General features: G+C 41.3%; 11 protein-coding genes. 8 read left to right on the top strand and 3 right to left on the bottom strand.

Annotated elements, in window-relative coordinates; all coding sequences use genetic code 11:
• The first annotated feature begins 72 nt into the window (after window positions 1-72).
• From AC1RM2_RS00680 to AC1RM2_RS00670, 3 genes are all read left to right on the top strand, one after another.
• Window positions 73-522 carry a response regulator gene (locus AC1RM2_RS00680; protein ID WP_492982383.1) on the top strand — a complete coding sequence of 150 codons (450 nt, stop codon included), beginning with the start codon at window positions 73-75 and terminating at the stop codon, window positions 520-522.
• A 275-nt stretch (window positions 523-797) separates the two neighbouring features.
• Entirely contained in the window at window positions 798-4208 is a 3411-nt protein-coding gene (locus AC1RM2_RS00675) for a PKD domain-containing protein (RefSeq protein WP_492982381.1), read from the top strand.
• Window positions 4209-4452: 244 nt separating this feature from the next.
• Complete coding sequence (locus tag AC1RM2_RS00670) at window positions 4453-5469, top strand: PorP/SprF family type IX secretion system membrane protein (protein WP_492982379.1); 1017 nt, start codon at window positions 4453-4455, stop codon at window positions 5467-5469.
• Between the two features lie 428 nt (window positions 5470-5897).
• On the opposite strand, the gene rpoN is transcribed toward AC1RM2_RS00670, so the two are convergent.
• Window positions 5898-7373, bottom strand: coding sequence for an RNA polymerase factor sigma-54 (rpoN, locus tag AC1RM2_RS00665; RefSeq protein ID WP_090652946.1), 1476 nt, complete (start codon window positions 7371-7373; stop codon window positions 5898-5900).
• Window positions 7374-7511: 138 nt separating this feature from the next.
• Here rpoN and mscL point away from each other — a divergent pair, with 138 nt between their 5' ends.
• Window positions 7512-7931, top strand: coding sequence for a large-conductance mechanosensitive channel protein MscL (mscL, locus tag AC1RM2_RS00660; RefSeq protein WP_492982377.1), 420 nt, complete (start codon window positions 7512-7514; stop codon window positions 7929-7931).
• A gap of 67 nt (window positions 7932-7998) precedes the next feature.
• On the opposite strand, the gene AC1RM2_RS00655 is transcribed toward mscL, so the two are convergent.
• The gene (locus tag AC1RM2_RS00655) at window positions 7999-8877 is read right to left on the bottom strand and encodes a ChaN family lipoprotein (RefSeq protein WP_492982375.1); all 879 of its coding nucleotides are present in this window, start codon (window positions 8875-8877) and stop codon (window positions 7999-8001) included.
• Between the two features lie 133 nt (window positions 8878-9010).
• On the opposite strand from AC1RM2_RS00655, the gene rpmH reads away from it, so the two are divergent.
• The 4 genes from rpmH (at window position 9011) to tsaB (ending at window position 10720) form a co-directional block, all read left to right on the top strand.
• Window positions 9011-9169 carry a 50S ribosomal protein L34 gene (gene rpmH, locus AC1RM2_RS00650; RefSeq protein WP_076375290.1) on the top strand — a complete coding sequence of 53 codons (159 nt, stop codon included), beginning with the start codon at window positions 9011-9013 and terminating at the stop codon, window positions 9167-9169.
• 78 nt (window positions 9170-9247) lie between these two features.
• The gene (rnpA, locus tag AC1RM2_RS00645; RefSeq protein WP_492982372.1) at window positions 9248-9649 is read left to right on the top strand and encodes a ribonuclease P protein component; all 402 of its coding nucleotides are present in this window, start codon (window positions 9248-9250) and stop codon (window positions 9647-9649) included.
• Complete coding sequence (gene yidD / locus AC1RM2_RS00640) at window positions 9646-9888, top strand: membrane protein insertion efficiency factor YidD (protein WP_492982370.1); 243 nt, start codon at window positions 9646-9648, stop codon at window positions 9886-9888. The genes rnpA and yidD overlap by 4 nt, the downstream gene beginning before the upstream one ends.
• A gap of 130 nt (window positions 9889-10018) precedes the next feature.
• Window positions 10019-10720 (top strand): tRNA (adenosine(37)-N6)-threonylcarbamoyltransferase complex dimerization subunit type 1 TsaB, encoded by a 702-nt coding sequence (gene tsaB, locus AC1RM2_RS00635; protein WP_492982368.1) that lies wholly within the window; start codon window positions 10019-10021, stop codon window positions 10718-10720.
• A gap of 152 nt (window positions 10721-10872) precedes the next feature.
• Here the strand turns inward: tsaB and AC1RM2_RS00630 are convergent, their stop codons facing one another.
• Window positions 10873-12318, bottom strand: coding sequence for a DUF5723 family protein (locus AC1RM2_RS00630; protein ID WP_492982366.1), 1446 nt, complete (start codon window positions 12316-12318; stop codon window positions 10873-10875).
• Between the last annotated feature and the right edge of the window lie 125 nt (window positions 12319-12443).

Raw genomic sequence — 12443 nt, 5'->3', positions numbered from 1 at the left:
GAATTAAAACTTTCTATAAATTTACTGCACAAACCAATTATTTGAACCATTTTTTTACTTAAGTTTTTTGCCATGCCCGTTGGAGTGTTGTATGTTGATGATGAGATAAATAATTTAAATAGTTTTAAAGCGGCGTTCAGGCGGAGTTTTAATATATATACAGCACAATCGGCAGCCGAGGGGTGCCAGGTATTGCAAGCTTACGAGATAGGTGTTATAATCACAGATCAGCGTATGCCTGTTACCACCGGTATTGAATTTTTAGAGTCAATTTTACCTTTGTATCCCGATACTATCCGCATACTTTTAACAGGTTTTTCGGACGTTAACGCGGTAATGGATGCAATTAACCGCGGACAGGTTTACAAATACCTGGTAAAACCCTGGCAAAACGACGAACTAAAAATTTACATTCAAAACGCTATTGAAATATATGAGTTGCGACGGGAAAATAAAGAGCTAACCTATAAATTGCAAATAGCAAAGCTTGAACTTGAGTCGCTTCATAAAACCGGGGGATAGTTTAGACTTTGAGGGCGCTTTATCGCGCCGAACACTACAATTTAACAATCAACACATGTTTAGTATTTCAAATCTTACGTTTCAAAGCTAATATTGACATGAAAGCGGTTTGCAGAGCTAATTTGTGTGATTGTTTTTGTTTAGCAATACTTAATAGTCTCAAATCTCAAATCTCATATCTCATATCTGTTCCTGTTTTTTTACTGTGCTTTAATTTCAGCGCTAACGCGCAAAGTGGTTTTTCGAACCAGGGGACCGAATTCTGGACGGTGTATATGGATCATATCGATCCACCTACAACAAGCGATCCCAAGGGCACTGTAAGTAAAATGGATCTTTATATTACTGCCGATGTAAATACCAGGGTAACGGTTGCCATTGCCGATGGCACTTTTTCGCAAAGCTATGATGTGGTTGCCAGGCAAATACTTACCGTAGTAATACCCGCAAGCGCGTTTATAGATCAGCAGGGATTAAGTTTAAAGGGTATTCACATTACAGCCCAAAAACCGGTTGCAGTTTATGCCCACATTTTTGCGCAAAGCGTTTCGGGCGCCACGCTTTTACTGCCTGTAAATGTGCTGGGTAAAGATTATCTTTCTATTAATTACGCCCAACAATCCAATTCGCTCAGCAGCGAAAAAAGGCCATCTTATTCCACATTTGCAGTTATTGGTACCGAAGATAATACAACGGTAGAAATAACACCAACCACGTACCTGCTTAATGGCGAGCCTCCTGGTAAACCATTTACCGTAATTTTAAACAAAGGCCAGGTATACCAGGGGCTGGCTAATAACGATTTAACGGGTACGCGCATCCGTACTATAAGCACACAGGCAGGCACATGTAAAAAAGTGGCTGTTTTTTCGGGCAGTTCAAAAATACTTATCGGTTGTATAACCAAAAACAATACATCTGATAACCTTTTTCAGCAGGTTTACCCCACGGGTGCCTGGGGCAAAAACTATATTACTGCCCCCTTAAAAAGCCGCTACTATGATGTTTTCAGGATAGTTAAAAGCGATGATAACACAACGGTAAACCTGAATGGCACTAATCTTTCACCGTCGGATTTTGTCAACGGCCGCTATTACGAGTTTAACTCAGCCAGCCCCAATGTTATTAAAGCCGATAAACCTGTGCAGGTTGTGCAGTATGCTGTAACTCAATTTAAAACAATTAACTGTATTGATACCGCGCTTGATATAGGCGACCCCGAAATGATTTATCTTAACCCGCTTGAACAAACGCTTGATCATGTCACCTTAAATTCCACCGGTAATTTCAGGATAGTAAACAGCTATATCAATGTAATTATTAAAACTGCCGCCGTACCCACTTTTGCACTCGACGGTAAACCGTACACTGAATTTACTCCGGTTAGCAATAGTCCGGAATATTCATATGCCCAGATATATGTTTATAATGGCGTTCACCACATTAGCGCATCCGATGGTTTTAACGCCATTGCTTATGGCTTCGGTAATGCCGAATCATACGGTTACGCCGCGGGTACCAACTTGAAAAATCTAACCCAGTTTATAGCGTTGGATGACCCCCAAACCAATACTACTACATTGAATGGCTGCTCTGGCGTAACCTATAAAATACAATTAACCCTGCCCTACAAAACAACGCACATCAAATGGGATTTTAAAAATGGCATTACTTACGATGATAGTAACCCGGTTGTAAAATCAACGTCGGTAAAGGGCGGGCAAACATTATATTTATATGAGTATGCAGCCGATGAGGTTTATAAGGCCGGCGATTACACTATATTGGCAACTGTATTTAACCCCGTCGCCGATGAATGCGGTTCGGACGAGGATGTCGAGCTCGACTTCAACATCTCTGATCCGCCAGTTTCAAAGTTCAACTTTTCGGGGGTATGTTTGGGCGATACCACATTTTTTAGGGATACATCGGTAACTAATGGTCGCGAAATTAAAACATGGCTCTGGGATTTTGGCGATGGGCACACCGATGTAGTGCAAAACCCATCGCATTTGTATACAAAGGCTGGTAATTACACGGTAAGGCTTACCATTACCAACGAAAATGGCTGTGCCGATATATCGGATGCCGCTACAGTGAATATCAGTAATTTGCCTGTGGCAAACTTCGAGGTAGCTGCATCCGGATGCCCTGCACAGGATATAACTTTTACCGATCAGTCTGTTGCCGGCGATGGGGCAATTTCAAAATGGATATGGGATTTTGGGGACAGTACTGCCGTTATAGTCAAAACCGATAAGTCTCCTTTTACACACGTTTACCCGGTAGGGGGCACTTATAACGTTAAGTTAACAGTATTGAATGCCAACGGGTGTGCCGGCCCGGTTAAACAAAAAACTGTAGTGATAACCCCACTTCCTGTGGTTGATTTTATTTTGCCCGACGCGTGTGTTGCCGATTATGTTCAGTTTAAAGACAGTAGCATTATAGCCGACCACACGGAGAGTGAATTTATTTACCATTGGAATTTTGGCGACATTAACGCCACCGCTGCCAATAATATATCTGCTGAAAAAAATCCGCAGCATCATTATACCCAGGCGCGTGATGACTACCAGATAACTTTAACAGTGACTTCAAAATATGGTTGCAGCTATACCAAAACCAAAACTTTTGTAGTTAACGGCGATATTCCTAAAGCAAACGTGGTGTTAAAAGACCCATCGGCCGTATGTAGTAATAAAGAAGTTTTCTTTGAAAACCGGTCGACTGTTAACTTTGGTAACATAACCCGGCTGGAGGTTACTTTTGATATGACAGATGCCTCCTCGCTACGGGTGTATGAACATCCTGCTTACGGGCAGCAGCTGCGCTACACTTATCCCATATTTACTGATGGCGACCGTACTTTTAATGTGCATGTTGCAGCCTACTCGGGTGGCGTTTGTGCCAATATTCAGGAATTTCCGGTAGTTGTAAAAGCTACGCACATTATTACTTTGACACAAGTGCCGTCAATTTGTCCCGAAGCTACACCTGTACAACTTGCGCCTTTGAGTATAGCAGGCCAGCAGGGTATTGGGGCGTATTCAGGTAAGGGCGTAAGCGGGGGGGGCTTATTTAGCCCGGCAGTTGCCGGCACAGGCACTGCTGAGGTAAGCTATATTTATACTACTCCAAATAGCTGTCCCGATACTGTGAAACAACAAATTATGGTATACCCATCACCTACAGTAAGCTCAGCCGGGCCGCTAACCGTGCTTGAAGGCGCTGCAATTACCTTGAATACATCGGCGGCCGGCCATAATCTGAGTTATAAATGGTATCCCGCTATTGGCTTAGATCATGACGATATATTAAATCCGGTTGCAAGCCCTACAGAAAATACCAGTTACAGGTTAACCGTAACATCGGCAGAAGGTTGTTCAAGTTCGGCTGATGTTGTGGTGAAGGTTTTAAAATACCTGGTAATACCCAATGTTTTTACGCCTAATGGCGATGGCAGAAACGACGTATGGGATGTAAAATATTTAGATGATTATCCAAACAATACCGTCGAAGTGTATAACAGGTACGGTCAAAAAGTATTTTCATCAATTGGCTACCCTGTTCCCTGGGACGGCAGATACAAAGGGGGTTACCTGTCGCCGGGGACTTATTATTACATCATTAATCCTAAAAATGGCCGTAACGTGGTGGCCGGAAGTGTTACGATTATGAGATAGTCAATTATGTAGTAAAATTTATAAAAACTACATGAATACTAAAAACATCGATATTTTAATAAATTCTATCGATAGAATATGTAAATAGATACAGAGAAAGATTATATTCGTCAATTGGTTACAAAGCACCCTGTAACGGCAAACAGAATGGATCTGATTTGCCACTGGAACGCTTTATTACATAGTGAAGCCTAAACCGGACGCAATGTTATTTGGTTTTTTGTAGCCATCATAAGATAAATTGATGAAGAGAATTTTATACGCGATTGTTTTTTTTACTACAGGTGTACAATTTGCCCATGCGCAGCAAAAGCCTCAATACACCCAATATATTTTTAATAATTACCTGCTAAACCCAGCCTTAACCGGGATTGAGAATTATACCGATGTTAAAGCGGGCTACCGTAGCCAATGGACAGGGCTTGAAGGTGCACCCACAACAGGCTATTTGAGCATTAACGCGCCTATTGGCGATAGGTTTGTGCAGGGCGATGCTACAGCCTTCCCGGCAAGCGGCGGGCTTAATCCTTCAAGCAGGTTATATACCCAGCAATACCAGGCTGCGGAGCCGCACCACGGCATCGGCTTAACCTTGGTATCCGATAAAACAGGACCCATAAGCCAAACTACTATCGATGCTACTTATGCTTATCATTTAGGCCTTACCGATAGGTTGAACCTGGCGGTAGGCGTATCTGCAGGCGTAAGTCACAACGTGTTGGATAAAGCGGCACTTCATTTTGGCGGGGTAGATGACTCTGATCCCATCCTGGCCACCCTTAATACCAATCAGTGGAAACCTGATTTGGGTTTTGGAGTTTGGGCTTATGCTTCTGATTACTTTTTTGGCGTTTCGGTGCAGCAAATACTGCCGCAAAGCCTATATGTAACCGGGTCGTCATCGTTAAACAAAACGGTGCCACACTACTTCTTTACGGCTGGCACCAAGCTGTTCTTGTCTGATGATGTTACACTTATCCCATCGGTATTGGTTAAGGTGATACAGCCGGTGCCTACTACTTTTGATGTAAATATGAAAATATCGTTCCAGGACAAATTTTGGTTAGGCGGCTCATACCGCCGCAGCGATTCTTTTGCGGCCATGGTTGGTTTCAACCTTAGCTCGTTTATAAATGTTGGTTACTCTTATGATTTTACCACCTCGGCCCTAAACACAGTAAGTAACGGATCGCACGAAATAGTTATAGGAATCCTGCTCAACAACCGTTATAAAGTTACTTGCCCGCAACATACTTTTTAAGGAAGTATCAAGTAGTTAGTATCAAGTATCAAGATAGGAGAGGCGCGGATAACGAGCAATATATCCCATTAAAAAGAAAGAGGCTGTATCATAAATCATGATCAGCCTCTTTTTTGTGTGATTTACTCGGGTACCTGATGGAGGCAATTTTCGTACAGGCGATTCTCAGGCGGTCATTTTGATTTATGATACAGCCTCTTTCAGATTTTAGTCGTTTTACTGAAAAGTGTTGCGTTCGCAACAGGTGAAACAGATAAAAATGTCAATTATCTAATAGTCAATAAATTAAGAATTGTCATATTTAAAAATCGCAACAAAACCGCAACAGTGTTAGTTCAATTTCTCCAATACAAAACTTACATTCGAAACGACTAAATCACCCGCAACATTAATTCCATCTACACATCTGAAATCTGCACATCTGTAATTTACAATTCCCTGCGTAGCCTTGCAACCGGGATATTCATTTGCTCGCGGTATTTGGCTACGGTGCGGCGGGCTATGTTATAACCGGCATCTTTTAATATATCGGTCAGTTTTTCATCGGCAAGCGGGTGGCGTTTGTCTTCTTTGCCAATATGTTCTTCCAATATCTTTTTAACCTCTTTATTAGATACCTCTTCGCCGCTTTCGGTCTGGATGGCTTCTGAGAAGAAGGATTTTAGCAGAAATGTACCAAACTCTGTTTGAACGTACTTTGAATTGGCCACGCGCGATACGGTACTGATGTCCATGTTTATCCTGTCGGCAATATCCTTCAGGATCATCGGTTTCAGGTTCTTATCATCACCTGTTAGGAAAAACTCGTACTGATATTGCATAATGGCATTCATTGTTTTAAGCAATGTTTGCTGCCGCTGTTTAATAGCATCAATAAACCATTTGGCCGAGTCGAGTTTTTGTTTTACAAACTGCACCGCTTCTTTTAGCTTCTTATCCTTTTGCGATGCCTTATCGTAATGTTGAAACATCTCCTGGTATGAACGGCTCACGCGCAACTCGGGTGCGTTTTTAGAGTTTAAGGTGAGTATCAGCACGCCATCATTATTGGTGATATGAAAATCAGGAATCACCTGCATTTGTTTGGTGTTAATCTCGTTACTATCACCCGGTTTGGGGTTAAGTTTTAAAATCTCGTTGATAACGCCACGTAACTCATCCGAATCCATGTTTAACGATTTTTCCAGCTTATCGTAATGTTTGCGGGTAAATTCGTCAAGGTATTGCTCAACAACAATAATTGCCTTTTTTATGATAGGGTCATTAGGGTCTTTTTTACGAAGTTGAATAAGCAGGCATTCCTGCAGGCTACGCGCACCTACGCCGGCCGGATCAAAGTTTTGAATCACTTTTAACATGTCTTCAACTTCCTCGTCTTCGGCCATTACGTTTTGCGAGAAGGCCAGATCGTCGGTAAGTGACATGATAGGGCGTCGCAGATAGCCATCATCGTCAAGGCTGCCAATGATCTGTTTGCCTATTCTGAAATCCTTATCACTTAATGGCAACAGGTCAAGCTGCAGTTGCAGACTTTCAAAAAACGAGCTTTGTACAGCAATAGGTATCTCTTTTCGCTCATCCTCGTCATCACCATTTTGGTCATAACGCGATCCGTAGTCATTTACATTGTCATCCTGTAAATAATCGTCTATGTTAAACTCATCCATTTCTCCCTTTTCTTCATCGCCGTTAAAGGTGTCTTCGTCAGGGTCGCGGTCCGGGTATTCTTCAACAGGCTCGTTCAAATTTGTTAAGCTCAGGTCCTCAAGCGCAGGGTTTTCTTCCAGTTCTTCTTTAATACGGGTATCAAGGGATACGGTAGGCACCTGCAGCAATTTTATAAATTGTATTTGCTGTGGCGATAACTTTTGTAATAGTTTTTGTTGAAGGTTTTGTTTTAGCATAGTTAAGACGTGCGCAAAAATACATCAATTACCGTTAACTTTAAAATAACTTACGGTAAATGGAACAATGATGTTAAATGCTGAATAAAAACTTTTGTTTGATTAGTGTGTTAATAATCTTAACCAAAAATCAATATCATGGCTGTAGTTAAAGAATTTAAGGAATTTGCCCTTCGCGGCAACGTTGTTGACCTTGCAGTAGGTGTTATTGTTGGCGCCGCTTTCGGTAAAATAGTTACCTCGCTGGTAACAGATATAATTATGCCGCCAATTGGGCTTGTTACAGGCGGTGTGGATTTTAAAGATATCAAGATATTGCTGAAGCATGGCGATGCCGATAAAAAAATACCCGATGTGTCTGTTAATATTGGTAATTTTATTAACATCACCATTGAGTTTTTAATTGTCGCTTTTTGTATTTTTCTTATTGTAAAAACAATCAATGCTATGAAGCGCACGCCCGAACCTGAGGCTGCTCCGGCACCCGAACCAGCTCCGACAAAAGAAGAGGTTTTACTTACTGAAATCAGAGATCTTTTAGCAGCCCGGAAATCTTAATGTCCGATAGCTGATATAGTTCATGGATTGTAGCTTTGATGTTAATCCATGAACCATCAGCTATGGTCTAAAAGCTCTTTGGTAACCTGGGGTCTGTCAGGATAATATAATCTGCCAGCGTACTGAATTTGCTCCAGTCGGGGTTATCAAAACTATCATCCGCATAAGCGCCTATGGTGATAACACGTGCTTTTGGAGCGTATTTCTTTAGCTGGGCAACGGTGCCCATTTTTTCTTCGCTATGAAAGCCGCCGTTAATTTGCATGATCTTAAAATCAGCATGTTTTTTATAAAACTGTGCTATTGACCAACCCATGGTTGCATCCCAAAGGTTTTGTGATTGATAAATTTGCATTCCTGCCATAGCGGCATGGCCGCCCATTATCTTTACAAATTTATCGTAATAGGGCCCCGTAGCCGTGTCAATAGGCAGGGGAGCGAGATAACCTTTGGCTTGCGCATCAAGTTGCTGCAGGCTGTTTAAGCCATTGCGTGTTACCATGTTAGTATAACGCGATGGCGCGTTTGCTGCTACCACAGGTATTTGGCTTTGTTTGGCCAGCTCAACCATTGGGCGATAATCTTTATAATTGGGCCAGGTGCGCGCATCGCTTGTCAGATTTTTTTCACGGATGAGGCCGTTCAGATATTCGTTTAATACCAGTTGGCAATCTGTAGTAAACATTTCCATAGATAAGGCTGTTTTGCCGGGATATTGTTGCGCAAGTTGCTTGAAAAGGTCAAACTCCAGCATGTGCCCGGTAGAATCATTGTGTTCCTCGCCAAAAAACAATACATCGGCCCTGGCCATATTATTGATAATATCGGTAACCGTTACCGTTTTTTGGGTTGCTGTGCTATATATTTTATAATGAACCGTTTGGGTTGCCTGGCTTAATGCAACAAAAGGTAAACAAATGATAAGCAGCAGGATAGATAGTTTCATAGTGTGGTTTTAAAACGCTTAATTTACAGCAATAAATATAGAGCGGCAAATAAGAAAAATAGTGTTTGAAAAGTTTTAAAATATTACTACATTTGCGCTCTTGTTTTTAAAACGACGAATAGAATAAATAGTTATGAAAAGAACGTTTCAGCCTTCTCAAAGAAAAAGAAGAAATAAACACGGATTCCGTGAACGCATGTCAACTGCTAACGGCAGGAGAATATTAGCAGCCAGAAGAGCTAAAGGCAGAAAAAGATTATCAGTTTCTGACGAGGGTCGTCATAAAGCATAAACCGGTTGCGCTGGTTGGCATTTTGCCAATCAATGGATACCGATTGTCTGCTTAAATCCCGGTTCCAGATAAGCAACTATGTATACTTTTAAAAAAGAAGAACGGTTATGTAATAAGAGGCTTATTGATAAGCTTTTTCATAGCGGCTCTTCTTTTTTGTGTTATCCTTTTAAGGCCTCGTGGTTGTATCATACAGAACCACAGCAATTTCCTGCCCAAATATTATTTTCGGTTTCCAAAAAGCGTTATAAACATGCTGTTGACCGGAATTTAATAAAGCGCTGTATGCGCGAAAGCTACCGGTTACACAAACAACAAAACTTATACAATTTGCTGCAAACAGCCGATAAAACCATCGTGTTGTCTATAGGTTATATTGGTAAGGAGATTGTGCCGTATAGCACCATCGAAAAAAAGATGCTGAAGATGCTTACGCTGTTGTCTGAGCAATTAACTGCTGCCAATAACACCGTTGTATGATGGCGCTGGTAAGGTTGTTTAAACAGCTGATAGGCTATATTTTTATCGCACTGATAAAAATATACCAGTATTTTATTTCGCCGATGACGGGTGCTTCGTGCAGGTATACGCCAACATGCTCGCAATATGGGGTAGAGGCTATCAGGAAGCACGGTGCCTTCAAAGGCGGGTGGCTAACCATTAAACGAATTGCCAGCTGCAATCCCTGGGGAGGGCACGGGCATGACCCTGTACCTTAATTAGTTTTAAGTTTTGAGTTTATTTTTGCTGCCTCAAACTTAAAAGGTTAAATATTTTGTGTTATGGGGGTGATTGCGATTGGAATTTTTCAACTCACAACTCACAACCGACAACTCACAACTGAAAAAAATGGGCCTTATTTTACAAATAGAAACTGCAACAACATCGTGCTCAGTAGCATTAGCTGCTGGTGGTAAGGTTTTGGCCTTTAAGCAAGTAAACGAGCGTAATAAACACGCCGAGGTAATTACTTTGTTTACGGAAGAGCTTATAGCCGGCGGTAATTTTACTTACCGCGACCTGGATGCTATTGCGGTAAGCTGCGGCCCAGGTTCGTACACAGGTTTGCGGATAGGAGTATCAACAGCAAAAGGGCTTTGTTTCGCGCTTGATAGGCCACTAATAGCTATAGAAACTTTGGAGGCCATGGCTTATGGCGTAATTAATGATAATAGTATATCTATCGATAAAAACACGTTGCTATGCCCCATGATTGACGCCCGCAGAATGGAGGTTTATTGTGCTGTTTTTAATATAGCCGGCGAAAAACTTAAAGATACAGCCGCCGAAATTATTGATGAGCATAGTTTTGCTCATTTGCTAAATAATAACCAAATTCTTTTTTTTGGCGATGGCGCCGATAAGTGTGAAGCTATTTTAGGCGGCAATCCCAACGCTCGTTTTCTACGCAATTTCGAAAACTCTGCAACGTATCTTACCCAAAAGTCAGCCGAAAAATTTGCTAATAAAGATTTCGAAGATGTAGCGTATTTTGAACCGTATTATCTGAAGGATTTTATAGCCGGAGTTAAGAAAGAGTCAAGAGGTTAGAGTCAAGAGTTAAGACTTTTGGAGCGATGATCAAAGAAAAAAAGCAACCTGTAATAATCTGTTCGTGTTCACTTAAAGGTTAATTTAAAAACACAAACAATCCGCAAGTTGAAGCTGTCTTGATTCTTGACTCTAATATCTTGACTCTATATTTAATTGCCTGTTTTAAACAATCTTCCCCACAGTCGGCCAAAGAAGCCTTTTTCTCCCATAGGGATATAACTTGAGTTCATGGGATGCTCAATCACGGCGCCAAATTTTAGCGAGAAACCGAGAAATATGTCCATACCTGAGTAGGTGCCAATGTGATCTATCTGGGTTTGGTTACCCAGGGCGGCAAATGCAAGCCTGCCTGTGTTAATAAGCCTTTCGGAGCCTCCGTATACCTCAAAGTTCGGGGTTTTATACATCAACTGAGCACCTACATTAAACAGCTTCATATCATCGTAACTGGCCGTAATAGTAGCGGTATAGTTTTGATATTGCACATGGTTAACCAAAGCAGCAGTAAAGCCTGTAAACCAAAACTCTTTTGAGCCTATTAGGGTTGGGGTGTATTTAAAATTATTATCCGGATCAATCCAATAAGTTTTGGAGGCGCTTAATTCGCCCTTTGCATTTGTTTTTGTAGTGAACGATCCAATTTTTGACATCGCTTCAGTGCTTCTGAATAGCTTAATTACCGCGTTGTATATGCTATCTTCCCGATGACCAGACGCTAACCCTGTTATGGTTGTAGTATTATCAAAATCAGAAGCAAGCGAACGGCTGCTCCAGTGTATAAAGCCTAAATCTTTAATATTGGCCTGTATGGTTATTTTGTCGTCGGTTATGTACGATGTTCCGATGGTTATTGATGCGCCTGGGCTTCGAAATGTAGGCAGGTAATCATGCGCCGATGGCTGGCCCGGTATGTAGCTTGAATAATAACGGCCGCGCATGCTGAGGGTGGCCTGGTTGTTAACGGAATCAAACACGGCATGCGAGCCTGTAATATCAAATTTTGAATATTTTACACCTAACAAAGCACTCAACTTAAAACCAAAGGCAAACTGTTTATTGATCCGTTCGCGGTATGAATAACTGATCTGGTTATAGGTTTGCAATTGAAAATGATTGTTAAAGATATCATCATAAGGATTGTCTTTAAAGTTGGCAACATTATCAAACAAAGCAATAGTTTCATCAGATACCAGGCCACGGCTTTCTGCTTTTAGTTGGTATGAAAAACCCATTTCCACATCGCCGTTAAGACTTGTGAACGATTTAAGCATAATGCCGTAGGCATTAACATTGGCATTAAAGTGGTTGTACTTGCTTTTGCCGATTTGAAGTGCCGATGCTTTATAAGTTGGAGTAGTAGAAAAAATCCTGTTTTTAAGCGCCTGCTGAATATCCCCCGTCACATAAGCGTTTGCACCAAAGGTTGGTAAAAAAAAGTTAAAAGCGTATTGCCTGCTTGAATCGGGTATAAATGATCTTACAGATGGGTTTTCGAATGAATCGTAGAGCGTGCCGGTGTTATACTGCGAAAATTGCTGGGCCGAAGCCGAGAAAGAGATGAGCAAAAAGAAGAAAAGAATGTAAATTTTATTCATATAATATCTCGCGAGCCTTAGTCCGTTTAATTTTTTAAAGATAAAATTCAAAAACGGTTATCTGTAAAAAAGAATAAATTAATCGGTAGTTTTAACGTATTTGAACGTAAGTTGGTTGTGAAATG

Source organism: Mucilaginibacter sp. GW822-FHT03E02 (assembly GCF_058801545.1).
The sequence above is the reverse complement of the archived record's forward strand: the minus strand, read 5'-3'. Positions and strand labels throughout refer to the sequence as shown.